The sequence below is a fragment of the Aristaeella hokkaidonensis genome, assembly GCF_018128945.1.
GTDB lineage: Bacteria > Bacillota > Clostridia > Christensenellales > Aristaeellaceae > Aristaeella > Aristaeella hokkaidonensis.
The window spans coordinates 2211852-2234694 of sequence record NZ_CP068393.1 but is presented as its reverse complement, the minus strand read 5'-3'; the positions used below and the strand labels follow the sequence as shown (position 1 = coordinate 2234694).

The window sequence follows — 22843 nt, the reverse complement described above, 5'->3', positions numbered from 1 at the left end:
GAGACTTGAAATACAGTAGACTTCGGGATTATCCTTAAGATAGAAAAATATGTTTACGGCTCCGGCAGCAATGCCGGGGCTGTTTTGTTTGAGGAGGAGAAGAATGCCGGAGGCGACCACAACCCTGTGCGGCCTGCGCCGCGAACTGACAAAGGATCTTTTTGAGGAACTGGCGGCGCTCCAGTGCACAACGGAGGAAATCCTGGGGTATATCGGAACCACGGAGAAAAAGCTGGAAAGCTGGTGCCGGAAGACCTACCGCCATCCGCTGGCGGAGATGATTCCCATGATCCGCAAGGACGGCCTCATCGCCATCCGGCGGGCCAGCTTTGATCAGCTGAAGAAGAGCGCCACCATCATCAGCCAGCAGTACAACCGTTTCCTGCCCGGCGTGGGCGTGGATCCGAGGGAGGACGCCGAGAACGCGATCCGCCTGCTGACGACCGCGGTGACACCCTCCACGGAGACAATGAAGGAACTGTACGGGGAAGCGGAAGAGGGCGGTGAAGAGGCTTGAGCTTTCAGTTTCAGCCCTTCTCCCGGAAACAAAGCCAGCTGCTGAACTGGTGGCGGCCGGGTTCCGGTGTGGAAGAACGGCGCATCGTATTGGCGGACGGCGCCATCCGCAGCGGCAAAACCGTAGCCATGATTCTGTCCTTCCTGCTCTGGAGCCTGACCTGCTTCAGCGGGAAGGACTTTATTATGGCCGGGGTCACCTCCGGAGCGCTGGTACGCAACGTGCTGGGGCCGATGCTTTCCATGCTGGAGACCCTCGGGATCGCCTATGAATGGAAGCGCGGAGAGGCCCGGGTGATCATCGGGAAGAACAGCTACTACCTCTTCGGCGCGGACAAGGATAACGCCCAGGATAAGCTGCAGGGGATGACGGCCGCCGGCGCCTACGCGGATGAGGCGGCCCTGTTTCCCAGGTCCTTTATCGACCAGATGATCGGCCGCTGCTCCGTGGAAGGAAGCAGGATCTTCCTGAACTGCAATCCCAACGGCGCCTGGCACTATATCAAGACGGACTTTATTGACCGGGCGGAGGAGCTGGGCCTGTACCGGCTGCATTTCACCATGGATGATAACCTGACCTTGTCCCCGGAAATCCGGCAGAGCTATGCCCGGAGTTTTACCGGGGTTTTTTACCGCCAGTATATCCTGGGCGAATGGGTCAGCGCGGAAGGCGCGGTCTATCCCATGTGGGATGACAAGGAGAACACCTTTGTTGAAGGAGAACGGGATCCGGAAGCATTGCCCTTCCGGGACATGCGCCGCTTCTGCGCGGTGGACTACGGCACGGTAAATCCCTGTGTTTTCCTGGATGTGCGTGATGACGGAAAAACCTTCTGGATCATGAAGGAATACTACTGGAATTCCACTTCCAAACGCCGCCAGAAAACAGATGCGGAATATGCCAATGACCTGGCGGAATTCCTGGGGAATGACCGGAACACGCAGATCATCGTGGATCCCAGCGCGGCCAGCTTCAAGGCGGAACTCCGGAACCGGGGTTTCCGGGTGCTGGACGCGAAGAACGACGTCCGGGAAGGCATCGCCACCACGGCGGTATGCATCAGCAACCGGCGGATTCGGGTGGAGCGGAACCGGTGTCCGGCTTTGCTGGGAGAAGTTCACAGCTATGTGTGGGATGAGAAGGCCCGGATGAAAGGGGAGGAACGGCCGGTGAAGGTGCATGACCACGCGATGGACGCGGTGAGATATTTATGTCACACGAAAGCGTCCCGTTTTCGCAGGTAAACAGCGAAAACATGGGACGCTTTCGTGTTAATGAATACTGAAAACTTAAAACTGAAAACTTAAAAATACTATAGAGTCTACGGTTGAGAGTGTTTCCCTGTGGTGGGTAACATGAGAATAATTATGAATTATGAATTGTGAATTGAAAAATCGCCGTGTTCGCGGCGCAGATGGTTATTCCAACGCGGCGGCGTTTCTGGGAGAGGATTCGCCGCTGCTTGCTTCCGGGACGTTTCTCCGCTCCGGGCTGACCTCGGATCCGGAACTGCTGACAGCGATGTACCGGGAATCCTGGCTGACAAAGAGGATCATCGATACGCCGTCGGAGGATATGACCCGGGCCTGGTATCGGCTTTCCTCTTCCGTGAATCCGGAGGAGATTCTTGCCCTGCGCCGGCTGGAAGCCAGACACAGCGTGAAGCAGGAGCTGACCAATGCCCTGCGCTGGGCCCGTTTGTATGGCGGTTCGCTGGCCTTGATGGTGATCCGGGGAGAGGAAGACCGCCTGGATCAGCCGCTGGAACAGGAGATGCTGCTGCCGGACTGCTTCCAGGGATTGCTGGTGCTGGACCGGGCGCAGGGAATTGAACCCTCCGCGGAACTGGTATCGGACCTGGATGATCCGGATTTCGGCCTGCCGGAATACTATACCGTGAACCTGGATACGGAGAACTACCGCATGGTGCGGCTGCATCATTCCCGGGTGCTGCGCTTTATCGGCAGGGAACTGCCCCGGGGGGAAACCATCCGGGAGAACTTCTGGGGCGCCAGCGAGATGGAGCACATCCGGGACGAGCTGCTCAAACGCAGCGCGGCTTCCGCCAATATCGCCCAGCTGATCTTCCAGGCGAACATCACCACGCTGAAGATGTCCGATTTCGGGGAACTGCTGGGAGCGGGAACGGAAGAACAGCGCAGGAGCGTGGAATACGCCATGGGGATGGAAAACCGATTCAGGACTTCCTTCGGTATCCAGCTGCTGTCCCGGGATGACAGCCTGGAGAATCATCCCTATTCCTTTACGGGACTGAGCGAGATCTATGAGCAGTTCATGATGGATATGGCAGGCGCTGCGGAGATTCCGGCGACCCGGCTTTTCGGCCGCTCGCCCCAGGGAATGAACGCCACCGGCGAATCGGACCTGCGGAACTACTACGACATGATCGCCTCCCTGCAGGAGAGGCAGCTGCGCCCGGCTCTGGAAAAGCTGCTGCCCGTGATGGCAGTCTCCTGCTGGGGTTATGTTCCGGAAAGCCTGGAGATTGTTTTTGAGCCCGTGATGACAAGCAGCCCCGCCGAAAGGGCGGAGCTGGTGCAGAAACTGTCCGGGGATGTGATCGAGGGATATAAATGCGGCCTGTTCACCAGGGAACAGGCCGTCATGGAATTGAAATGCCGGGGAGAAGAACTGGGAGTATATACGAAAATCCGGGATTAATAACCAAAGCCGGAAGGATATCAGTAATGATGATAGCCGTATGATTCTTCTTTTTCCTGCTCCGCCTTGTCATGATTGTCCTGTGCGTTGCTTATGCTTAAGCGCTTGATGAAAAATGCACCGACGCCGAGCAGGACAAATACGACCAGGAGGATGGGAATCAGGCTGTCCATCCAGTTCGCTATTGTGCCGGTGCCAAGAAGAAGGAGGAAAAGGACAGCGACAAAGAAGAGAAACAGCAAAAGCCATCCGCGGGCACTGAGCATAAAAACCCTGGAGATTCTGGGATGCAATTGCCAGACGGGGGTGGGAGCCGTTTCTGTGTTGTCTGTGGTGCTGATGCTTTTTCCATTGCTGCGGGTATCCATATTCCGTTCTCCTTTCAGCGGCTCGAACAGGTTTCATCTTGAAAAAAGTATATCATTCCGGCGCGGAAAGCAACAGGATTGAATGTGAAGAATAAGGAAGGCTATTTCGCAGGGAAAAGGAAAATAAAAACAGGACAGAAAAAGATACCGGCTGCAGTACAGCCGGTATCTCATTTCATATTCGTTTATGCCTTTTTCTTCGGGCGGAAACGCGCGGGAAGATGGTCGGGATTGATCGCCTTGAAAAGGATGGCAGCGATGAGATAGACCACAGCACCGACTGCGATACAGAGCGCAACTATCACCAGGCGCCTGAAGAAATCCGCCGAGAGTATACCCTGTATGCCCCCGAAGACGAAATTGTAAACCGCCCATACAACCACGCCCATTACGGCAGTGGCGGCCAGTGGCTTAAGAATGATGTTCGGGATGGAGAACCGGTAGCCTGAATACTTGCAGGCATAATACAGGTTCGGGATCATGGATACGGTGTAGCAGACAAGGGACGCAATGGGCGCACCGTGAATGCTGATGCCGGGAGTGCTGACCAGGATCGCATTCAGGATAACTTTGCAGACTACACCGGCAACCAGGGTCAGCATTGGAATTTTCTGCTTCCCGGCGCCCTGAAGGATGCCGGAAGTTGCCTGCACCATGGTAAACAGGATGATGGTCATGGCGGAGAACTCCAGCAGATTACCGGCCAGCATCAGTTCTTCAGGAGTAAACTTGGCATTGCTGCCATAAAGCAGGTAGACGATGGGCTTGGCCAGCAGGCTCATACCGATGGAGCAGGGGAAGCCAACCACTGAGGCAACCTGAAGGCCGATCCCGGCTTCCCGGGCCACATATTTCATATCCTTCCGGGCCAGGCCGGAGGCGATGGAGGGTACCAGGTTGGTGGACATGGCCATGGCGACGGCGGTGGGTACGTTGATCATCGTGATGACGATACCGCTGTATACGCCGTAATGCCTGCCGGCAATATCATCAGGAATACCTGTGCCCATCATCAGGCTTTTGAGCATTGCGGAGTCTATGGTGGAAGCCAGGGGAACGATACAGGCACCCAGCGTGATCGGGATAGAAATACGGACGATCCGTTTTGCCAGCTCGCGGCCGGATACGGGTTTTTCATTCGGCTGGGGAGGCAGGGGCTTCACAAAGTGGGCATGGATGATCATGTACAGCATGGCGACGCATTCTGCCAGGGAAGTGCCCAGCAGAGCACCGGCGCTGCCCATGATCCAACCCGTTTCTTCACCGCCTCGGGCGAAGCCGATGGCGGCTAAAGGCAGGGCCACGGCAACCTTGCCGACCTGCTCAATCAGCTGGCTGATGGCGGTAGGCATCATACGGCGCATACCCTGCATATATCCCCGGTAAGCGCTCATGACGCAGACGAAGAACAGGGAAGGAGCGATGCACATATAGCTGAGGTAGCCCTCAGGGGTTTTAACAAGTGTTGCAATTAGGCGGGACAAGAGCAGCAGGATAACGGTGGAGACAATACCCAGTATCGTGAGCAGCTTCAGAGCCGCTTTAAATGTACGGCGGGCATTGCCGGGTTCTCCGATGGTGACGTAATGGGAAACCATGCGGGAAATTGCAACCGGAATACCCGCGGAAGTAATGGCCAAAAGAAGATTATAGGCTGGCATGACCTGCTGGAACAGGCCAAGCCCGTCAGTGCCGATGATATGCGTCAGCGGGATCCGGAACAGAACGCCGACGACCTTGCAGATGATTCCGGCTACACCCAGTACGGAAATGCCGCCGATCAGGCTGCGCTGTCTTTGAGTCATAATGCTTCCTTTCTGATCACAGAATGAAATCCCGGATATTATATCACAAAGACAACAAAAAGGAAAAACAGGACAAAAGAACCGTCCCTTTGTCCTGGTCAGCAACACGAAAAAGGAGGTGCGGAGTTGCACTATTACGGGACCCGATTGTCTGACAACATCTCTCGTCGTGAACCGGAAGGGTATTTACTGTGTCTTAACGTGCCCGTTGCCCGGACAGGCACACAGGAATACCTTCCGGAAGAGGTCGGCCTGCCTCCCGGCCCGGCGTTGATTCCTGTGTATCGGCCGGAAGAGGAGGTGTTCTCACCGGCCACGATGGCTTCCTTTGAAGGAATGCCGGTAACCAATGATCATCCACCCGACGGGGTGGATGTTTCCAATATCAGGGCTTTGCAGAAGGGACATGCCCACAACGTTCGGCGGGGCAGCGGGGAAGAATCGGACCTGCTGCTGGCGGACCTGATCATTACCGATCCGGCCCTGATCACCGCGATCCTGGAGGAAGGAAAGCGGGAAATCTCCTGCGGCTATACCTATGAGCTGTGCATGGAGAACGGTCAATATATACAGAGGAAGATCCGCGGGAATCACGTGGCGGTTGTGGATGCCGGCCGCGCCGGTTCCCGCGTTTCTATCAAAGACCAGAAACCTGTGATTGAAAGGAGAAAAAGCATCATGAAGAAATCCCTGTCCAAAGTACTGGCCCGGATGGCCAAAGACGGCGACATCGAAACCGTCGCCGAGATCATTGAGGAGATGATCGATCCCGTGGAAACGGAAAGTGAAGCGGTCCCGGTCGTCGGCGAGAACACGGTGGAGGTGGAAACACCGGCGGAGGAACCGGCGGAAGAGCCGCAGGAGGAAACGAAGAACATCATCATCGATGAAGGCGGGCTGACCGGCGTCCTGGAACGCCTGGACCGGATCATCGCCCTGCTGGAAGCGGGTGGAATGACCAGCGCCGTGGATGAGGACGCCGAAGAGGCTGTCAGCGAGGCGCTGGAGCAGGCTGCCCTGGAAACGGAAGATCCGGCCACGGAAGAGATTGCCGCCGTGATGGAGGAAATCCTGGATCCGGTGGCCTCCGTGATCCTTGAGGAGGAAGAGGAGAATCCGCTGCCGGAAACCCTGCAGACCGGGGACGCGCTGCGTGCCGCCCTGATCGCAGTGAAGCCGGTACTGGCCCGCATGCCCGGCGGGATGCGGAAAAAGGTGGCCGGGGATATCGCGGCCCGGCTCCGCCGCGCCGGGGACAACCGGGCGGAGAAGTCCGGCGTCTATGCGGCCCTGGCCTCGGCGCAGCGGCGTACAACGCCTGTGTCCGCAGACCTGGGACGCCGGATTATGGAAAAACGCAACGCCAGCTATAAGGAGGGAAACCGTCGTGGGTAAGGTACAGGCAGTCTTTGGCAACGGCAGTCCCGGAGCAATTAGCCGCTCCGTGGACGATATTGTGATCTCGGTGAAGAACGCGGGGGAGGAGGAGATTCCCTTCGGCACTCCGGTGTTCCTGGCCTCGGGCGGAGCGGTTCCTTTCGATCCGGATTCCCCGCAGGATTTCAGCAGCTTCCTGGGCTTCGCGGTCCGGATTGCGGACAAGACCCCGGACACCTATCCGCAGGATCAGTCCGGCAATCCCCAGGCGGGCTGTTGGAAACCGGGGGATGTGATGGAAGTGCTGGTCCGGGGCGGTATCACCGTTTCACTGGCTGCCAGCGGCACAACCGGCGGCAAGGTTTATATCCGGAAATCCGACGGAGCACTGACCGCCTCCGCAGGTGCAGCTGACTCCACCGTGCTGCTGGAGAACGTCCGGATCCGGAACAGCGGAGCCATGTGCTGCGAGGTTGTCGTAAACAAGAGAAACATAATTTAATTCAGAATTAAGAATTCAGAATTATTAGTGTACAACACCCTGTAAGTGTATGCCTGCTGGGTTGAGTATCTACAAAATTATGAATTATGAATTATGAATTGTGAATTTAGCATGCGCCACGAAAGGAGTTTTTCCATGAATCAACTGACGCGGATCGCTCCCCGCCGTATGGCGGTGAACGATTCCTATACCTTCCTGATGAAGGAACTGGAGAAGGTGGATGACACCATCCTGGAGCCGCTGTCCGGTACGGACTGGCCCCGGGATATGCCGGTCATTACCGGCGGCGGACTGCTGGAATCCATTGCCTCCGTGGACGTTTCCTATGCTTCCTCCGGCGGGGATGACGACAACCTCTTCTTTGAGGCGGCCAACGATATTCCCGTGATCCAGGCGGACATGTCCAAGCAGGTGGCCCGGACCTTCAACTTCGCGGAATATATGTCCTTCTCCACCATGGAGCGGGAGAAGATGCTGCAGGTCGGCCGGGATCCGGAAACTTTCCTGAACAAGGGTATCCGCCTGCACTGCGACAAGCTGATTGACCGCAATGTTTATACCGGCTTTACCAAGGTATCTTCCACAGGCCTGTGCAATAACCCGAATATCACCCGGTCTTCCGCGGCACCGCATACCCCGGGAGGAACGGACACGGCCTGGGACAACAAGACGGCGGATGAGATCCTGGCGGACATCAACCGGGCTATTTCCGCCCTCTGGAAGGACAACGACTGCTCTTCTGACGCCCTGCCGAACCATATCCTGATCCCTGTGGAACAGTTTGGGCAGCTGGTGACCCGCAAGGTGTCCGACGACTCCGAACGGTCCATCCTGACCTATGTGCTGGAGAATAACCTGTCTGTGCAGCAGGGCGGGGAACTGACCATTTCTCCCTGCAAGTGGTGCGGCGGCGTGGGCAGCAACGGATCCGACCGCATGGTGGTCTATATGAACCGGGTGGACCGGATCTGCTTCAACCTCACCCAGCCCCTGCGCCGGATGGACACGGAGTACTCCGAAATGCGGATCAAAATCCCCTATATCGCGCAGTTCTCCGAGGTCAGGTTCCTGTATCCGAGTACGGTCAGATATTTAGACGGAATCTGATCCGTCAATTCATAATTCATAATTATGAGTTGCTGAATACCCCTAGATCTTCGAAAAGGAAGTCCAGGTAATTATCACGTTCGTCGGAGACGAACATTTCACATTCGACGAAGTCGAATATTTCACATCGGCCTTTGGCCGATATTTCATGTTGCGAAGCAACATTTCATTTAAAATCGACGAAAGGAGATTTTTGTATATGCTCATTCTTTCCCGCGTTTGTGCCGAGTTTCGTGATCATACCGGCGCAGTAATTCACCGGGTTACCCCGGAAACGCGCCTGACCTTCCGGGAAGCCCCGGAGGCCATCCGCGAGGATCCCCTGTTCCAGATGCTGCTGAACGACGGTTCCCTGGAGGCGGCAGTGACCTCCGTACAGCGGAAAAAGCTTGAGGCGGAGCCGCTGGAGGGTACGGACGCGACAGGCCGGAAAGTGCCTGCCGCCCCTTCTCCGGAGGGTGAAACACGCTCTAACACATCCGGCCGGAAACAAAACGCGGTGAAAACCGCGTCACAGGGGGATTCTGCGGCAGCGGAAAACAACAAAAAAATTGACTAACCGGCGAAAACACGATATCATTATATGAATGAAAAATGCAGAATAGAACAGTGTGATGGGAGGGATACGGATGAGAAAACTCATAGCGGCTCTGATGTTATGTGTTCTCTTCCTTTGTTGTGTCCTTCCGGCCGCTGTTGCGGAGCAGAGCCAGAAGGCCGGGGATTACACCTATATCATCCAGCATGACGGCACTGCAGAAATCATCCTGTATGAAGGAACGGAAACCTCCCTGGTTATTCCGCAGGAGCTGAACGGCATTAAAGTTACGGCTATCGGGCCTTCCGCTTTCCAGGCAGATGATTACCTGGAGGAGCTGGAAATCAAGGATGGTCTGGTCTGCCTCGGGGATTACGCTTTCCGCCGCTGCGCCAACCTGGAAAAGGTGATCCTGCCCGCCACCCTGACGGAGGTCGGCATGAATCCCTTTGAAGGCTGCGCCTGGCTGACGGACCTGACGGTTGCCGAAGGGAATCCGAACCTGTACCTGAACGACGGAGTGCTGTTCAGCCGGGATGACGGCCGCCTGATCTGCTATCCGATGACCAAGGAATACAGCGCGTATACGCTGCCGGACGGAACCCGCATTATCGGTGCGTCCGCCTTCTACGGCAATGAAAGCCTCGCCCAGGTGGTTGTTTTCGAATCGGTGCGGGCGATCGGCCGGCGGGCATTCTACCAGTGCGACAACCTGCGGTATATCAACCTGCATGATACCAATATCTCCACCGTCGGCGCGGACGCCTTCAACGGCTGCCGTAAGCTGAAGAGCATCACCTTCCCGGCGAAAGTCACCTCCATTGCGGAACGTGCCTTCCAGGACTGCACCGCCCTGACGGAACTGGTTTTCCCGGAAAACATTACCTTCATCGGGGAAATGGCCTTCCGGAACTGTGAAAGCCTGACTTCCGTGCGCCTGCCTGTGGATCTGACCACCATCGGCAAGAACACCTTTGCGGGCTGCACAAGCCTGACAGAGCTGATCCTGCCGGACGAGCTGTTCTACATCGGCGGCGGCGCTTTCCAGAACTGTGAAAGCCTGGCCAGCGTGACCCTGCCCGCTGCGGTGGACTACATCGGCAGCGAAGCGTTTGACGGCTGCATCAGCCTGACAAACATCTCCATTCCGGATACCTGCAGCTTCATCGGCGCCAAGGCCTTCTGCCGCTGCCAGTCCCTGCAGAGCATGGTGATGCCTTCCTGGACCTATTCGATCAATCCCTTCACCTTCTCCGGCTGCATTGCCCTGACGGACATCCGGCTGCCGGACGATCTGGAGGAAATCGGTGAAAGCGCCTTCTTCTGCTGCTACATGCTGAAGGAAATCGTGATTCCCGATCCGGTGGAAGTGATCGGCGACAAAGCCTTCTCCAACTGCCTGGCACTGGAAAGCATCGAGCTGCCGGAGGAACTGGAAAACGTCGGCCCCGACGCCTTTGAGAACTGCGTGAAGCTGGATCTTCCGGATCTGAGCGACCTGTACGAGGAATCAGACTTTGACAGAATCGGAGTTTAAATCCTATTATCCACAATTTGCGGGCTTTAAGCCCGCTTTTGTTTTATCCTCCTGTATTGCCCAGGCCAATGCCCGCTTCTCCGCCTTCACGGCGGAGGACGCGGAGGAGGCCCGGCGGCTGTACGCGGCGCATAAGCTGACGCTGTATGCCCGCACGGCCCTGCCTGATGAGATTGTTGCAACCAAGGAACAGATTGCCATGGCAGGGCAGCCGCCGCAGCGGATTACAGGTAAAAAAGCAGGGGAGGTGTCGGTCACTTACGCGGCCGGCGCCTCCTCTGCTTCTTCCGCTGCGTCCACGGTTCTGGCGGATCTGCCGGAAACCACCTTTGGACTGCAGCTGCTGTCGCTGATCCGGCTGTACAGCCGGTCAGTCTATATACCATGAGGGATTACTCTTCCCTGTATTTTTCCATGAGGGCCTTGAACAGGTCATTGGTGGTTGGCGGGGTGTAGGTAATCGCGTTTGCCCCGGCCAGGATCGTCTTCTCGATGGTCTCATCCGTGTTTCCGCCGCTGGCGATGATGGGAACCTCCGGGAAGCGCTCCCGGATGCTGCGGACAATATCCGGTGTGGCGGCGCCGCCGGCGACGTTCAGGATGGAGGCGCCGGCATCCAGCCGGGCTTCAATATCCGTATCCGGTTTGGTAACCGTGATGATCACGGGAATATCCACCGCCTTGACAACGGCGGCCAGGTTCGGGTTGGTGATCGGCGCGTTGAGTACAACACCCATGGCGCCCTGGCATTCCACGTCCTTCGCCAGGGTAACGGTACGCAGACCCTGGGTGGTGCCGCCGCCGACGCCGCAGAAAACAGGGATATAGGACGCCTTGATGATCGCGTCACTGATGACCTGCTGGGGCGTGAAGGGATATACCGCGAAAACAGCGTCCGCGTCACAGTTCCGGATGATAGCCAGGTCTGTGGTGAAAACCAGGCTCTTGATCCGCCGGCCGTTGATGATAATTCCGGTGGCCGCATAGGTAGCCTCGGGAATCCTCAGGATCTCATGACGCAGGGAGCTGGAAATGTTAGGGGTGTTCTTTTCCATGGGAATCTCCTTTCTGTATGGAATCCACCACCCTGATTGTAAAATGTCTGTATGTATTCCGCATGCGCAAAATGTGAACATATGCTGAAGATCACAATCACAGAGAATACGGATCAAATCAAAAAACGGGCAAAATGCCTGGAGTACCTGCAAAAGCACCGGGTGGATGTGGGCCTGACGTCCGGGGCATCCGCCCGGTCCAAATTCCTGCTGGGCATCCATACCCGGGGATCGCCGGTTATGCGGATCCCGCCCCGGCCGGTAGTCCGGCCGGCCCTGGCAAAGGAAGAACTGCGAACAGAGATGGCGGAGTGCCTGATGGAAGCCTGCGAGGCGGCAAATAAAGGCGATTTATCCGGTACACAGGTTGGGCTGGAGAATGCCGGACAGCGGGGTGCGGACGGTATCCGGGAATACATTGACGCCGGAATTGATCCGCCCAACAGCCCGGTTACCCTTTCCGGCGGATGGATTTATAACCGGGTGGCGAAGAAAGGCGTCCTGGTGAAAGGAAAAGCCGGTGACAAGGCTTTGCTTGACACCGGTGCGCTGTATAACGATTTTGACTATGAGGTTACGGAGAGGTAAGTCAGGGCTGGATCTCCGTGGGGATGATCAGTTTCCTGCAGGTGTGGCAGTAATTTCCCTTTATAGAAATCTGTACAAGGTTCCCGGAAACAACATTTTTAAGCAGGCCGCGGCCCCCACGGAAGGCCAAAGCCCTGCGCTCCGGATCAGATGGCAACCAGTAGAGAGCACAGGGGCCGTTGCTCATGACTTCTCCGTCATCCATTTCCTGTCCGCAGTACGGACAGATCACAGGCACATTATTGTCCCTGTTCATCTTCGGTGTGTTCACTGGTTCCTCCGGTTTCCTCCGCTTTGCGCTGGGCTTTGAGCTTCCGCCGCTTCGCCGAGAATATGTTAATGATAACGTCCAGGACAACCTCGGCTGCATCAAACAGGAAATCAATCATTTTTATCCTTCTTTCTCCAGAGCCCTTTGACAAGCAGGACGCTGATATTGATAAACTCCAGGGCAAGCGCTGCGGCAGTCGGTGCGCAGGCCTTGGGTGGTGCCGCCGCCGACGCCGCAGAAAACAGGGATATAGGACGCCTTGATGATCGCGTCACTGATGACCTGCTGGGGCGTGAAGGGATATACCGCGAAAACAGCGTCCGCGTCACAGTTCCGGATGATAGCCAGGTCTGTGGTGAAAACCAGGCTCTTGATCCGCCGGCCGTTGATGATAATGCCGGTGGCCGCGTAAGTGGCCTCGGGAATCCTCAGGATCTCATGACGCAGGGAGCTGGAAATGTTAGGGGTGTTCTTTTCCATGGGAATCTCCTTTCTGTATGGAATCCACCACCCTGATTGTAAAATGTCTGTATGTATTCCGCATGCGCAAAATGTGAACATATGCTGAAGATCACAATCACAGAGAATACGGATCAAATCAAAAAACGGGCGAAATGCCTGGAGTACCTGCAAAAGCACCGGGTGGACGTGGGCCTGACGTCCGGGGCTTCCGCCCGGTCCAAATTCCTGCTGGGCATCCATACCCGGGGATCGCCGGTTATGCGGATCCCGCCCCGGCCGGTGGTCCGGCCGGCCCTGGCAAAGGAAGAACTGCGAACAGAGATGGCGGAGTGCCTGATGGAAGCCTGCGAGGCGGCAAACAATGGCGATTTATCCGGCACGCAGGCCGGGCTGGAGAATGCCGGACAGCGGGGTGCGGACGGTATCCGGGAATATATTGACGCCGGGATTGATCCGCCCAACAGCCCGGTTACCCTTTCCGGCGGATGGATTTATAACCGGGTCGCGAAGAAAGGCGTCCTGGTAAAAGGAAAAGCCGGTGACAAGGCTTTGCTTGACACCGGTGGACTATACAATGATTTTGATTATGAAATAACAGAGAGGTAAGAGTTATTCGTCAGCACTGGGATCCTGCTGCGCAAAGACGGAATCGCAGTACTGATTCCACTGCACCTCGTACTCATCATGGGAAAGCAGGATCAGGTCACGGGGACTGAGGATGTTTCTTCTTTCCGCTTCCCGGACAAAGGGCCAGACCCAGTCATCCGTTTCGCTGATGACCGCCTTCACGAACGGGAAACCGTCCTGCACGGCAGCGTACAGGCGGGTGTGACCGTCCAGGGAGATGAAACGGCCGTTCCAGGGAAGCACCTGGATAACGACATCCTCCGGCCGATGGATAAAGGTCCGGATGGCGGCCAGTTTTTCCTCATCCACAAAGAACTGGGAAGGCTGGATTTGATCCGGTTTCACCTCTATGATCTCCGGAACAGGATACTCCGCAAGCGGCGAACCGGTATCGTCAAAGAAGCGGACGATATGCGGCGCGTGGAAACGGAATTCCTCAATCAGCTCCGCATATGCGGCCGGATCTTTTCCGCAGACTGTCGCTTCCGACGAGCCTGTGATTTCGATTTCATAGGGATCACCGTTAATCAGGTAAGCGCCGTGCTGCTCCAGCACGGTCTTTGAAAAACGGGTATCTGTATAGTTGTCTATGCGCTGAATATCCATGGAGTCCTCACAGTATCAGTTCAAAGTCTTCTTCGCCGGTCTGCACGAAGCCCAGCGCCCGGAACATGCTCTTGCTCTGCTCGTTGAAGGTGTAGATATTGGCGATGACCTTGTCATAACCCTTCTCTTTTGCCAGCTTCAGCATATCTGTGACGCACTTCCGGCCGATGTGCCGGTTCTGGTATTCCTTGCAGATGACGATGGCGACTTCCTTATTCTCCCGCAGGGAAACGTCACCCACCAGCACGCCCTGGTACTCGATATAATAACAGTCGCCGTGGCTGGACAGGTAATCATACATGTTATGCAGGGTTTCCAGGTCATAGGTGTGATCGATATTATCCACTTGTTTGCAGACGTCCAGATCCTGGTACCAGGCAAGGGAAACCTCGTCGTTCCGGTAATAAGGAATCAGGCGGATATCGTTGTCAATAATTCGTATTTCCATAGAAGTATCTCTCTTTAATTCATAATGATATGAGTGTGGTAAAAACAATTAATTCTGAATTCTGAATTCATAATTCTGAATTGTATTTTTTATCTCTTCGTTGCCATGTTCCAGAATGTACCTGACGACATTCTGTTTCCGCAGGATGCTTTCCACAACAGCTTTGTCCAGGGAATTCAACAACTCAACGGCAGATACCTGGGAGCTGCGGCGGATGCTCTTCAGCAGTTCCGTATCCCGGAGCTTTCGGGCGGATTCTCCCTTGGGCCAGCCCTGGCCGAAGGGCTCCGAGAAAAGCCGGGCGATGGTGGCCTCAAAGTTTTCCGGTCCGGTCCAGGAGTATTCTTCTCCCAGGGGAAGGGAAACGGCGTTGCCGTTATTGATCTGGGCAAAGAGGTAGGCATCCACCGGGGTGGGCGCATAACCGCACAGCACGCCCGGGAAGCTGTTGCAGGCGAGCATCATGCCCTGGCCGGAGGAGCAGCCGGTGACGATAAAGTCCACCGCTCCGCCGGCAAGCAGCATCCCGGCCAGCAGGGAGATTTCGATATAGCTGTAGCGCTCCTGCTCCTCTTCCGTGCAGCCGAAGTTGATCACTTCCGCCTCCGGGGCATATTTCCTGACGGTATTGTAGATCAGGCTGTTTTTGGAAGCCTGTGAACTTGCCTGGATGACTCCGATTTTCATGTTATGCTTCTCCGTCTTCCTGCTTATGTTTTGCCGCGGCGGAATCGTGGCTCCGGTGCAGCAGCCGCCGGATATCTCCCGAATACAGAAGGCTTTTTCCGGAGACAGTTTCCGCGACTGCCGACAGGCCGAGCTTTTCCGCAACGGTATATGATCGCGGATTATTCTTGTTGATATATGCGGACAGGGTGGTGATATGATCCGGGATTCTTTCCCGGATAAACCGGAGCAGGCTGCCCAGGATGTTGTACCGCACCTGGTAGTCCGGCCTGATTTCGATTTCCTCAATGAAAAGATCCTGATCCCGCAGGGAGTACTGGAAGTATCCGGCCAGGGTATCTCCGTCTTCAAAAACGATGAAGGTCTTTTCGCTGAAATGCTCCTGCTGGTAGGCTTTCCAGAGGGCATAGTCATCCTCGGACACGGTTTCTTCAGGATGAATCAATGCCATATTGGAGGACAGAATGGAAAACATCTCCGGGGCGTACCGGTCCAGTTCCTGCAGGCTGATTTCCTTATACTGCATTTTTCCCTCACTTTGCCTTCGGCAGGCTCCAGCGGAAGCGGGCTGCCAGCAGGCGAAGGACGACGGTCAGGGCTGCACCGGCGATCATGGCGGTTACAGAGCCGGTATAGGGCCAGAGCAGGGCGCAGGTCCACGCCCCGATGATGGAGGCGCAGGCATAGAAGTGCTTGATGAAGATATAGGGCGTATTCCCGGCAAACACATCCCGCAGGATGCCGCCGCCCACACCGGTGAGCACACCGACGAAGGTGATCAGGAACAGGTTCCGCTCCGGCATGGCGGCAGTGGCCACCTGGACGCCGACCACGGTGAACAGCCCCAGGCCGATGGAATCCATGATCAGGATCAGGGCTTCATAGAACTTCTTCCCGTGCTCAAAGACGTTCCGGATCGCCGGAATGAAAACCAGGATGCTGACGACGATGGCAGTCGCCGCGAAGGCAGGATTCTGGAAAGCCGCGGGCGGGGTGATGTTCAGGATCAGGTCCCGCAGGATACCGCCTCCGACAGCCGCCGTGAGGCCCAGAATGCTTACGCCGAAAATATCCATTTTTTTCTGAATGCCGACAATCGCGCCGGAAATCGCAAAGGCAATGGTACCGATGATTTCCAGGATAAAAAGGATCTGCATGACCTTGTCCTCCCGTAAAGGAAATATCCGCAGAGAGTATAACACAAAGCGATACCGCTGGGTATCCGGGAACAAATGTATACAAAAACATGCCGACAAATGTGCCGGCATGCAGATGGAGGATTCCGGGTGCTGTGCTTCGGTAAGCTTTACCAGGTGAAGCTGAAGCGGGCGGCCAGCACGGGCATGTTGTCCTTCACGGCAACAAAATCCCCGTAGATCTGGTACTTACAGCCTTTCTCCCAGTGGAATTTGTCCGCGTCAGGGCTTTCGATGATGACCGGCAGGGATTCGCCGTCATCGCCGGTGTTGATCATGACGGTCAGCGGGTTTTCGGAAAGGACCTCCTGTACCATGCCTTTGATACAGAATGACTGGTTGAGAATGCTGTCCGGATTGTTCTGTATTACGGTGTAAATTTCAGGGGTGAATGCCCATGCCTTCTGGGTGTAATCTGAAGGTGAGAGCTCACCGGAATCGCCCGACGGCCTTTCGGGCGCTCCGCAGATCTTGCAGGGCTTCAGATCTGGATGATCCAGGTTCAGGTCTGAGTAGCGGAAGGTACCCTGCAGCGGGATAAACTTCGGATTGACTGTTTTGCAGTTCGGATCTAAATGGTATTTTGATCCACCCTCCGGATTGTAATACAGGATGGTGTCTCCGGTGATTTCTGCAGCAGGAGCGGGTGTCTGCTCCGGCACCAGGGTCGGTTCCGGTATTTCATTGGTTGCCAGACTGGCAGGATCGACATACCAGAGACCGTCTTTTTCCAGGACCATGGAGATCATGTAAAGATATATCCTGTGAGGTTTACCGATGTTCGAGTCTATTTCAATATTGCATGATGCAGTACAGGATTTATTGTCAGGAGCTTTTAAAAGAGCGTTGAGTTTATAAGTGACAGCTGTCCTGTTTTTCAGGATCGCGAATATTGAGTGCTGGGGGTTTTCCTGCTTTGCTTTCCAGTCGGAAGCGCAGTAGTTTGCCAATCCCGCAATATCATTTTCGTGCCAGAGAGACATGAAATCATTCAGGCGCGATTTTATATCTGCATCTACGGTATCCCCGGCTGTCCCTTCAGGCACGGGCGTCAGTTCCGGTACCAGGGTCGCTTCCGGTATTTCATCAGTTGCCAGCCCGGAAGGATCAATATGCCAGAGACCGTCTTCTTCCAGTACCATGGTGATCAGCATGTTGTATGTCTCGGGTATTTTGCCGGTGTTCCAGTCTATATTAACATTGCACTCTGCATACCGGACTGCAGCGTCAGGATCTCCGGAGACAGAGAGAAGTTCATAGTATTGGGGCCGTCTGTTTTTCAGGATAGAGTACATCGATGCCTGGGGATTATCCTGCTTTGCCTGCCAGTCGGATGTGCTGTAGTAGACCATACCAGCAATATCCTGTTCGTACCAGAGAGACATAAATTCATACAGGCGGTTTTTTAATTCACTATCCGGATCGTCCGGCACTTTTGAAAAGAGATCCCTGCCGGCCATTTCGCAGGCCACCCGATCATACAGGGCTTTCAGTTCCTCGTCTGTCAGACTGGAAAGATCTTCCGCCAGGGCGGTTGATACCAGCAAAACCATGGCTAAGATCAACAGAATAATCTTTTTCATACTGTAAAACTCCTTTACAAGTCTTCGTCACCGGTGTTTTCCCGGGCGATGTTGCTCTGGGGGAGGTTCCTTAAATTCTAACGATTGAACTGCCGGTTTTGTTCCTTACGGGGAATCCGATCAAGGTCTCAAGCAAAAAACACGCCGGTGATCCGGCATGTTTCGGAGTTGTTATTTCAGGATTTTTCCCATGTAGTATTCATCGACATAGGCACCGTTGACTTTCATGGACTTCGGCCGGATACCTTCCACGCAGAAACCGTGCTTTTCATACAGGGCTTTTGCGCCGACGTTGGGACATTCTACCGTCAGTTCCAGACGAACGAGGCCGTTGGCCCTGGCCCAGTCATCCAGCCGGTTGAAGAATTCTGTGCCGATGCCCTGACGGCGCCAGGCTTTGCGGATTCCGGTGACGATATAGGCGGTGTGCAGAACCCGGTTCAGGTCTCCGCGGGAGGCCCAGATGAACCCGGCAATTTCCCCGTCTTCTGTCACAGCAGCCAGCAGGAAATCCCCGCCGCTGTTTGCCCCTTCAATATTGGTCCGCAGTCTGTCCAGGTTCTTTGTCCTTTCACGGCGCTCCCCGGGCTCATACATCATGTATTCCGTTTCTTCATCCAGACGGCACATCATCTCAAAGAAAGCTTCCGTGTCGTTTTCTGTCAGCGTTCTGTAAAGCATGTTCTTCCTCCGGTAAAATGATGCGCTTATCATATCACAAAGGAATGGATATGAATACGATCCGGCAAAAGAAGACGGCACCAGCTTTCAGGCCGGTGCCGGACAGGCTGTCATGAATTTTATTCAACAGCCGGAAGCACGATCTTCTCCGCGACGGCGGCCAGGTCCAGGCCGTCCACGTCGTGGGCGAGTACGGCAAGGGAATGCATGATACCCGTGGTGTTGTCATACCACAGGACGCGCTCCACTGTATCCCCGGTTTCGGTTTTCGCCTGACCGATCAGGCCGTTGAATCCGGCAACCGTTTCAGGCTCCTGGTTTTCCCAGGTGAAATACAGCCCGGAGATGTCCGGCATCTCGCCCACATCCAGGGCAACAGGCTGGGCGCGGAAGGTATAATCTCCGCCGTTCATGATGAACTGCATTTCTGCCAGGCTGGCGGCAGCAAACCATCGATAGGCAACTTTATCCGCATCCTTCGGTGCATGGAACATGATCCCGATGGTGTTCTGCAGCTCTTCAGCGGTCATGACTTCCCAGGGATTGGCCATGGATACGTCCTGGGTATCCGTGTTGTCGGTGTACAGATCGGGATCGATCTGGAAGCCTTCAAAACCGCTGTTGTTCTTGGAACTGTAGAAGTACCAGGTGGGCAGAATGGTGAGATCAAAGGCATGGGCAAAGAACTTCATTTCATCCGTGAAGCTGTCCAGCGGGGTACCCGGTTTGTACAGCATCATTTCATCTCCGGTGCTGAGACCGTAAACGTCGGTATAAATATATTTGCAACCGTCCTCAAAGACTTCCTTGCCATTGGGTTCGGTATAGGTCAGTTCATCCACATGGAGTTTCCAGGAATTTTCATCTACCTGCTCCACGAGGGACATTTTGCCGGAGAAGGAGCAGATATAAATGGTACCGTTCGGATAGTTATCGCCGGTATCGCCCATATCGCTGTCGTGGTAGTCTCCGACGAAGGAGCCGTCCGGCTGAATTTTGAGATCCGTGCTCCAGGCACCGGCACCGCTGCAGAAACTCCAGGTCATCCCGTCAAACTGTGCGAAGAATGTATCGTTTCCTTTCGCGCAGGCAGATCCCATGGTCAGCACAGCGGCCAGCAGAACACCCAGGAGCCGCGTGAGAATTGATTTTCCGTGGTGATTGTTGAACATCTTACACATTCCTCCTTTGCGGAAACACTGATTCATTCCCCCGCCCATCTGCCAGTGCCTTTTTCGCCGTTATCAGCGCACATCTTTCTCGATTTAGCACCACTAAACCTTCGAAATCTGTGCTTGATCCCAACGAAAAATCCATCTGGCATCTGACGGACTCATCGAATCAGTCTTTCCTTAAGCCTGTTCATCAATATAACGAAGCAATCCTCAATTTTTGTCCCGGCAGGGTGGAAACCTTGTCAGGAACGGGCGGAACGCTGAGTTTCGGCAGGCCCGGAATCATTGTTGTTTTCGGTTTTTGTGTCTATCAGGGGATAGAGGCGGGGCTCTCCCGCAGCCTGTGCGTTCTTAAGGGATGCTTTCCGCGCGGCGTTTCTCCGTGCCTTGCGTGAAATCCCGTTTTCCTGGTCCTCATCCTCTTCCGGGTCGGGACGGCGTGACTGATTTTTCCGGAAAGTCATGTACAGATAGAAACTGATCAACACGCCGCAAAGCACACTGATAAGAATGAAAGCCGCGGGATGCTCAACCGCGAATGATTTGCCGCCGTTGTTTTTCTGGTTGATCCCGATGGCTGTTCCTGCCGTAATGATCACAATGAGGGAAAGTAACCAGGCGCCCCGCTCAATTCTCCGCCGCATTATATTGTCACGGGCTGCTGAAAGGGAACGCCGCTGGGCAGGGGAGGTTATTTTTTTGCGGGCTGCCATTTCGGGACGCTCCTTTCATCAGGTCCGGCGGGAACATTTGCTGTAAGGAAGATAGCATACTCCCGTGACAAAATACAGCACAGAGGATGAAAAATATGGAGTGATAATCCGCTATGCGCGGGGGGAAAAGAGGTGAAAAGGAAATTGACGGACATTTCATCTGCCCTTTTTGATCCGGAGCTGGGCTGCACGGTCTTCACCGTGGAGCGGATCACCTGTACCCGGAGCCGGGAGGGAACAACCTCCCGCAGCATGACAGAACAGGCCAGGGGCTGCATTCATCCGGGGACGCCGGAGATGCTGAAACTGCTGCCGGAGGAGGATCGGCAGGAAACCTTCATCGTGATCTTTACAGACTATGCGTTGAGCACCGGTGACCCCGGGGAGGACGGCGCGTCCTTTGACGCACCGGACCGGATCCTGTGGAACGGGCAGACATGGCGGGTGGTGAAGGTCCGGGACTGGCAGGGCTTCGGCTATGTGCAGGCCTGGGCGGTGCGGATCCGGGAAGACAAAGAAAACCGGGAGTGAAGATCACTCCCGGCTGTTTATAAGACGATTGAATTACTTCTTTTTCTTGGCAACGGCGTCCTTCATTCCCTTGCCGGGTTTGAAAGCGGGGGCCTTTGTAGCCTTGATCTTGATGACCTCGCCGGTGCGGGGGTTCCGGCCATTGCGGGCGGAACGCTGACGGGTTTCAAAGGTACCAAAGCCGGGCAGGATCACTTTGCCGTCGGAAACAACACCGGCAACGATAGCGTCCAGCGTAGCGGTAACGACCTTCTGAGCTTCTGCCTTGGAGATAGCAGCATTCTTGGATACGACTTCAACGAGTTCAGTTTTGTTCATAATCTTATTTTCCTTTCCGGGCTTATGCCCTTTCTTTTGTGACATTATATCACACTTGTGCATTTAAATCCATACAAATGGAAGGATTTCCTGTATGTTTTTTTCGAAAAAACCGCATCATACCGCCATTTTCGACGCTTTTTGCGCTTGCCTGGGACTGAAAAGGGACTCAAGGGAGGCTGCAGCCCTCATTCATGAGGCTTATGCCGAGCCGGAAAACGCTCCCAGGCCGCCCCGGAACAGGAATGTGATCTACTGGACGCTGCTGCAGGACCCGGCTTCCGATCCGGTATCCACCGCGTATAATCCGGAGCCTGCGGGAGCGGGCAGGAACAGCGTCACGGTGTATACGACGCTGAAATATCAGCTGATTATCGTCTGCTACGGCCCGGACGCGGAGGAATACGCGCTCCGGATCCGATCCATGCTGTACCTGGACGGTTCCGGCTTTCCCCGGCGGATCCTGCGGGAGGCCGGGATTTATCCGGTCCCGGATCCGCCCCAGCCCTCCATCCTGTATGAGGAGGAAGGCTCTCTCTGGCGCAAACGCGCCGACCTGACAATATCCCTGCGTGTTCAATACGCAATACAAGCTCCGGAACGTAACTCAATCATGTTTCCGCCAGCGATGCTTGTTCACCGATAATTATGAATTATGAATTATGAATTATGAATTGAAAAGGGAGCCGGTTTCCCGGCTCCCTTTCAGGCATTTATTTGGCTTTATCACAGTAGATCTGGATGGCATTGTCCACGAACACGGCTGTGCCTTCGCCGCCGTACGCGTCGATGTTCTTCGTAAAATCACCGCCGCCGGAATACATTTTTCCCAGTCCCCGCAGGATCTTATTGGTACAGGTATACAAGTTTTCCGTGATGTAGTCCTGTATCCGCTTTACCAGATCCTGGGCTTCGGGGGAAGCGGGATCTTTATCCTTCATCTCCCCGGCTTCCTTGAAGAGGAGCATGAACCGGTCAGCCAGCAGGTTATCCTCTTCTTTGGTCCGGTTCTTCTGCTTTTCCTCAAGTTCCTTATACTCCGGCGTATTGCCGTAAAGCTCTTTTGCCTGCCTGGAATACTCGTCCAGTTTGCTTCTGTCGAAAGCTTTGAAGTCCATATGCTTCACTCCCATCATTTTGATCCCAAGCGCAAAGTTCATCAGGTTCTCGATGTGTTCCTTCTTCAGCTTCAGCAGTTCGATCTGCTGCTCCAGCGCCCGGCTTCTGTCGAAATCAGGACTGTTCAGGATGTCCCTGATGTCTTTCAGCGGAAACTCCAGTTCACGGAACAATAAGATGTGCTGAAGGCGTTCCAGGTCCGCATCGTCATACAGCCTGTAACCCGCATCGGTGTATCCCGTCGGATGCAAAAGACCGATCTTGTCGTAGTACTGCAGGGTGCGTATACTCACCCCGGCAAGCTTGCTCACCTCATGAACCGTCATCATAGCGGTTTCCTCCTTTCGCCT

The 22843-nt window shown here is 55.0% G+C and carries 30 protein-coding genes; 13 read left to right on the top strand and 17 right to left on the bottom strand.

Annotated features, from left to right (window positions below; genetic code table 11):
• Nucleotides 1-103: 103 nt before the first annotated feature.
• The 3 genes from JYE49_RS10210 (at nucleotide 104) to JYE49_RS10200 (ending at nucleotide 3199) form a co-directional block, all read left to right on the top strand.
• A complete protein-coding gene (locus tag JYE49_RS10210) occupies nucleotides 104-517 on the top strand; it encodes a hypothetical protein (protein WP_093958609.1) in 414 nt (137 codons plus the stop codon).
• Nucleotides 514-1761: a PBSX family phage terminase large subunit gene (locus JYE49_RS10205; RefSeq protein WP_093958608.1), complete on the top strand. Its 1248-nt coding sequence runs from the start codon at nucleotides 514-516 to the stop codon at nucleotides 1759-1761. Before JYE49_RS10210 ends, JYE49_RS10205 begins: the two co-directional genes overlap by 4 nt.
• 142 nt (nucleotides 1762-1903) lie before the next feature.
• Complete coding sequence (locus JYE49_RS10200) at nucleotides 1904-3199, top strand: phage portal protein (protein ID WP_179217465.1); 1296 nt, start codon at nucleotides 1904-1906, stop codon at nucleotides 3197-3199.
• A gap of 20 nt (nucleotides 3200-3219) precedes the next feature.
• Here the strand turns inward: JYE49_RS10200 and JYE49_RS10195 are convergent, their stop codons facing one another.
• Both JYE49_RS10195 and JYE49_RS10190 read right to left on the bottom strand, forming a co-directional pair.
• Entirely contained in the window at nucleotides 3220-3567 is a 348-nt protein-coding gene (locus tag JYE49_RS10195; RefSeq protein ID WP_093958606.1) for a hypothetical protein, read from the bottom strand.
• 185 nt (nucleotides 3568-3752) lie between these two features.
• Nucleotides 3753-5372: a putative polysaccharide biosynthesis protein gene (locus tag JYE49_RS10190; RefSeq protein ID WP_093958605.1), complete on the bottom strand. Its 1620-nt coding sequence runs from the start codon at nucleotides 5370-5372 to the stop codon at nucleotides 3753-3755.
• Between the two features lie 126 nt (nucleotides 5373-5498).
• On the opposite strand from JYE49_RS10190, the gene JYE49_RS10185 reads away from it, so the two are divergent.
• The 6 genes from JYE49_RS10185 (at nucleotide 5499) to JYE49_RS10160 (ending at nucleotide 10821) form a co-directional block, all read left to right on the top strand.
• Nucleotides 5499-6767 (top strand): DUF2213 domain-containing protein, encoded by a 1269-nt coding sequence (locus tag JYE49_RS10185; RefSeq protein ID WP_179217464.1) that lies wholly within the window; start codon nucleotides 5499-5501, stop codon nucleotides 6765-6767.
• On the top strand, nucleotides 6760-7251 hold the full coding sequence (locus JYE49_RS10180; protein WP_093958603.1) for a structural cement protein Gp24: 492 nt from the start codon (nucleotides 6760-6762) through the stop codon (nucleotides 7249-7251). Before JYE49_RS10185 ends, JYE49_RS10180 begins: the two co-directional genes overlap by 8 nt.
• Nucleotides 7252-7386: 135 nt before the next feature.
• Complete coding sequence (locus tag JYE49_RS10175) at nucleotides 7387-8358, top strand: DUF2184 domain-containing protein (protein WP_179217463.1); 972 nt, start codon at nucleotides 7387-7389, stop codon at nucleotides 8356-8358.
• A gap of 199 nt (nucleotides 8359-8557) precedes the next feature.
• On the top strand, nucleotides 8558-8917 hold the full coding sequence (locus JYE49_RS10170) for a hypothetical protein (RefSeq protein WP_093958601.1): 360 nt from the start codon (nucleotides 8558-8560) through the stop codon (nucleotides 8915-8917).
• 70 nt (nucleotides 8918-8987) lie between these two features.
• Complete coding sequence (locus JYE49_RS10165; protein WP_179217462.1) at nucleotides 8988-10433, top strand: leucine-rich repeat domain-containing protein; 1446 nt, start codon at nucleotides 8988-8990, stop codon at nucleotides 10431-10433.
• Nucleotides 10414-10821 carry a DUF4054 domain-containing protein gene (locus tag JYE49_RS10160; protein ID WP_093958599.1) on the top strand — a complete coding sequence of 136 codons (408 nt, stop codon included), beginning with the start codon at nucleotides 10414-10416 and terminating at the stop codon, nucleotides 10819-10821. Before JYE49_RS10165 ends, JYE49_RS10160 begins: the two co-directional genes overlap by 20 nt.
• 4 nt (nucleotides 10822-10825) lie before the next feature.
• Here the strand turns inward: JYE49_RS10160 and JYE49_RS10155 are convergent, their stop codons facing one another.
• Nucleotides 10826-11488, bottom strand: a complete 663-nt coding sequence (locus tag JYE49_RS10155; protein ID WP_283399486.1) for a beta/alpha barrel domain-containing protein — start codon at nucleotides 11486-11488, stop codon at nucleotides 10826-10828.
• Between the two features lie 81 nt (nucleotides 11489-11569).
• On the opposite strand from JYE49_RS10155, the gene JYE49_RS10150 reads away from it, so the two are divergent.
• The gene (locus JYE49_RS10150) at nucleotides 11570-12076 is read left to right on the top strand and encodes a hypothetical protein (protein ID WP_143754563.1); all 507 of its coding nucleotides are present in this window, start codon (nucleotides 11570-11572) and stop codon (nucleotides 12074-12076) included.
• Between the two features lies 1 nt (nucleotide 12077).
• Here the strand turns inward: JYE49_RS10150 and JYE49_RS10145 are convergent, their stop codons facing one another.
• From JYE49_RS10145 to JYE49_RS10135, 3 genes are read right to left on the bottom strand one after another with little or no spacing between them, the layout of a single operon-like run.
• Nucleotides 12078-12332 (bottom strand): PF20097 family protein, encoded by a 255-nt coding sequence (locus JYE49_RS10145; protein WP_093958637.1) that lies wholly within the window; start codon nucleotides 12330-12332, stop codon nucleotides 12078-12080.
• Nucleotides 12316-12465: a hypothetical protein gene (locus JYE49_RS10140; RefSeq protein ID WP_179217469.1), complete on the bottom strand. Its 150-nt coding sequence runs from the start codon at nucleotides 12463-12465 to the stop codon at nucleotides 12316-12318. Before JYE49_RS10140 ends, JYE49_RS10145 begins: the two co-directional genes overlap by 17 nt.
• A 2-nt stretch (nucleotides 12466-12467) precedes the next feature.
• Nucleotides 12468-12827, bottom strand: coding sequence for a hypothetical protein (locus tag JYE49_RS10135; RefSeq protein WP_369413331.1), 360 nt, complete (start codon nucleotides 12825-12827; stop codon nucleotides 12468-12470).
• 81 nt (nucleotides 12828-12908) lie between these two features.
• Between JYE49_RS10135 and JYE49_RS10130 the strand changes: the two genes are divergently transcribed.
• A complete protein-coding gene (locus tag JYE49_RS10130; RefSeq protein WP_143754526.1) occupies nucleotides 12909-13415 on the top strand; it encodes a hypothetical protein in 507 nt (168 codons plus the stop codon).
• 3 nt (nucleotides 13416-13418) lie between these two features.
• Here the strand turns inward: JYE49_RS10130 and JYE49_RS10125 are convergent, their stop codons facing one another.
• The 9 genes from JYE49_RS10125 to JYE49_RS10085 all read right to left on the bottom strand — a co-directional run bounded on the left by JYE49_RS10125 (nucleotide 13419) and on the right by JYE49_RS10085 (nucleotide 20525).
• Nucleotides 13419-14042, bottom strand: coding sequence for a hypothetical protein (locus JYE49_RS10125; RefSeq protein WP_093957998.1), 624 nt, complete (start codon nucleotides 14040-14042; stop codon nucleotides 13419-13421).
• Nucleotides 14043-14049: 7 nt separating this feature from the next.
• Nucleotides 14050-14490, bottom strand: coding sequence for a GNAT family N-acetyltransferase (locus JYE49_RS10120; protein WP_093957999.1), 441 nt, complete (start codon nucleotides 14488-14490; stop codon nucleotides 14050-14052).
• A 48-nt stretch (nucleotides 14491-14538) separates the two neighbouring features.
• Entirely contained in the window at nucleotides 14539-15177 is a 639-nt protein-coding gene (locus JYE49_RS10115; RefSeq protein WP_093958000.1) for an RpiB/LacA/LacB family sugar-phosphate isomerase, read from the bottom strand.
• 1 nt (nucleotide 15178) lies between these two features.
• Nucleotides 15179-15703, bottom strand: coding sequence for a GNAT family N-acetyltransferase (locus JYE49_RS10110; RefSeq protein WP_093958001.1), 525 nt, complete (start codon nucleotides 15701-15703; stop codon nucleotides 15179-15181).
• A 7-nt stretch (nucleotides 15704-15710) separates the two neighbouring features.
• Nucleotides 15711-16334, bottom strand: coding sequence for a trimeric intracellular cation channel family protein (locus tag JYE49_RS10105; RefSeq protein ID WP_093958002.1), 624 nt, complete (start codon nucleotides 16332-16334; stop codon nucleotides 15711-15713).
• A 149-nt stretch (nucleotides 16335-16483) separates the two neighbouring features.
• Nucleotides 16484-17956, bottom strand: coding sequence for a hypothetical protein (locus JYE49_RS10100; RefSeq protein ID WP_093958003.1), 1473 nt, complete (start codon nucleotides 17954-17956; stop codon nucleotides 16484-16486).
• Nucleotides 17957-18127: 171 nt separating this feature from the next.
• Nucleotides 18128-18637 (bottom strand): GNAT family N-acetyltransferase, encoded by a 510-nt coding sequence (locus JYE49_RS10095; protein ID WP_093958004.1) that lies wholly within the window; start codon nucleotides 18635-18637, stop codon nucleotides 18128-18130.
• Nucleotides 18638-18756: 119 nt separating this feature from the next.
• Nucleotides 18757-19818, bottom strand: coding sequence for a hypothetical protein (locus JYE49_RS10090; protein WP_304582780.1), 1062 nt, complete (start codon nucleotides 19816-19818; stop codon nucleotides 18757-18759).
• 236 nt (nucleotides 19819-20054) lie between these two features.
• Entirely contained in the window at nucleotides 20055-20525 is a 471-nt protein-coding gene (locus tag JYE49_RS10085) for a hypothetical protein (RefSeq protein WP_093958006.1), read from the bottom strand.
• Between the two features lie 132 nt (nucleotides 20526-20657).
• On the opposite strand from JYE49_RS10085, the gene JYE49_RS10080 reads away from it, so the two are divergent.
• Nucleotides 20658-21056: a hypothetical protein gene (locus JYE49_RS10080; protein WP_143754527.1), complete on the top strand. Its 399-nt coding sequence runs from the start codon at nucleotides 20658-20660 to the stop codon at nucleotides 21054-21056.
• Between the two features lie 33 nt (nucleotides 21057-21089).
• Here JYE49_RS10080 and JYE49_RS10075 read toward each other — a convergent pair whose 3' ends face one another.
• Nucleotides 21090-21374: an HU family DNA-binding protein gene (locus tag JYE49_RS10075; RefSeq protein ID WP_093958008.1), complete on the bottom strand. Its 285-nt coding sequence runs from the start codon at nucleotides 21372-21374 to the stop codon at nucleotides 21090-21092.
• Between the two features lie 94 nt (nucleotides 21375-21468).
• Here JYE49_RS10075 and JYE49_RS10070 point away from each other — a divergent pair, with 94 nt between their 5' ends.
• The gene (locus JYE49_RS10070; RefSeq protein WP_093958009.1) at nucleotides 21469-22020 is read left to right on the top strand and encodes a phage neck terminator protein; all 552 of its coding nucleotides are present in this window, start codon (nucleotides 21469-21471) and stop codon (nucleotides 22018-22020) included.
• A gap of 67 nt (nucleotides 22021-22087) precedes the next feature.
• Here JYE49_RS10070 and JYE49_RS10065 read toward each other — a convergent pair whose 3' ends face one another.
• Nucleotides 22088-22822, bottom strand: coding sequence for a MerR family transcriptional regulator (locus JYE49_RS10065; protein WP_093958010.1), 735 nt, complete (start codon nucleotides 22820-22822; stop codon nucleotides 22088-22090).
• Between the last annotated feature and the right edge of the window lie 21 nt (nucleotides 22823-22843).

Bases quoted from the DNA above. Each gene is read 5' to 3' on its own strand.
- JYE49_RS10145 (WP_093958637.1), bottom strand. From the start codon at position 12,332: ATGAACAGGGACAATAATGTGCCTGTGATCTGTCCGTACTGCGGACAG.
- JYE49_RS10125 (WP_093957998.1), bottom strand. From the start codon at position 14,042: ATGGATATTCAGCGCATAGACAACTATACAGATACCCGTTTTTCAAAG.
- JYE49_RS10095 (WP_093958004.1), bottom strand. From the start codon at position 18,637: ATGCTTTACAGAACGCTGACAGAAAACGACACGGAAGCTTTCTTTGAG.
- JYE49_RS10085 (WP_093958006.1), bottom strand. From the start codon at position 20,525: ATGGCAGCCCGCAAAAAAATAACCTCCCCTGCCCAGCGGCGTTCCCTT.
- JYE49_RS10155 (WP_283399486.1), bottom strand. From the start codon at position 11,488: ATGGAAAAGAACACCCCTAACATTTCCAGCTCCCTGCGTCATGAGATC.
- JYE49_RS10190 (WP_093958605.1), bottom strand. From the start codon at position 5,372: ATGACTCAAAGACAGCGCAGCCTGATCGGCGGCATTTCCGTACTGGGT.
- JYE49_RS10070 (WP_093958009.1), top strand. From the start codon at position 21,469: ATGTTTTTTTCGAAAAAACCGCATCATACCGCCATTTTCGACGCTTTT.
- JYE49_RS10120 (WP_093957999.1), bottom strand. From the start codon at position 14,490: ATGGAAATACGAATTATTGACAACGATATCCGCCTGATTCCTTATTAC.
- JYE49_RS10195 (WP_093958606.1), bottom strand. From the start codon at position 3,567: ATGGATACCCGCAGCAATGGAAAAAGCATCAGCACCACAGACAACACA.
- JYE49_RS10165 (WP_179217462.1), top strand. From the start codon at position 8,988: ATGAGAAAACTCATAGCGGCTCTGATGTTATGTGTTCTCTTCCTTTGT.
- JYE49_RS10170 (WP_093958601.1), top strand. From the start codon at position 8,558: ATGCTCATTCTTTCCCGCGTTTGTGCCGAGTTTCGTGATCATACCGGC.
- JYE49_RS10130 (WP_143754526.1), top strand. From the start codon at position 12,909: ATGCTGAAGATCACAATCACAGAGAATACGGATCAAATCAAAAAACGG.
- JYE49_RS10105 (WP_093958002.1), bottom strand. From the start codon at position 16,334: ATGCAGATCCTTTTTATCCTGGAAATCATCGGTACCATTGCCTTTGCG.
- JYE49_RS10210 (WP_093958609.1), top strand. From the start codon at position 104: ATGCCGGAGGCGACCACAACCCTGTGCGGCCTGCGCCGCGAACTGACA.
- JYE49_RS10175 (WP_179217463.1), top strand. From the start codon at position 7,387: ATGAATCAACTGACGCGGATCGCTCCCCGCCGTATGGCGGTGAACGAT.
- JYE49_RS10090 (WP_304582780.1), bottom strand. From the start codon at position 19,818: ATGTGTAAGATGTTCAACAATCACCACGGAAAATCAATTCTCACGCGG.
- JYE49_RS10110 (WP_093958001.1), bottom strand. From the start codon at position 15,703: ATGCAGTATAAGGAAATCAGCCTGCAGGAACTGGACCGGTACGCCCCG.
- JYE49_RS10100 (WP_093958003.1), bottom strand. From the start codon at position 17,956: ATGAAAAAGATTATTCTGTTGATCTTAGCCATGGTTTTGCTGGTATCA.
- JYE49_RS10065 (WP_093958010.1), bottom strand. From the start codon at position 22,822: ATGATGACGGTTCATGAGGTGAGCAAGCTTGCCGGGGTGAGTATACGC.
- JYE49_RS10135 (WP_369413331.1), bottom strand. From the start codon at position 12,827: ATGGAAAAGAACACCCCTAACATTTCCAGCTCCCTGCGTCATGAGATC.
- JYE49_RS10115 (WP_093958000.1), bottom strand. From the start codon at position 15,177: ATGAAAATCGGAGTCATCCAGGCAAGTTCACAGGCTTCCAAAAACAGC.
- JYE49_RS10150 (WP_143754563.1), top strand. From the start codon at position 11,570: ATGCTGAAGATCACAATCACAGAGAATACGGATCAAATCAAAAAACGG.
- JYE49_RS10075 (WP_093958008.1), bottom strand. From the start codon at position 21,374: ATGAACAAAACTGAACTCGTTGAAGTCGTATCCAAGAATGCTGCTATC.
- JYE49_RS10140 (WP_179217469.1), bottom strand. From the start codon at position 12,465: ATGATTGATTTCCTGTTTGATGCAGCCGAGGTTGTCCTGGACGTTATC.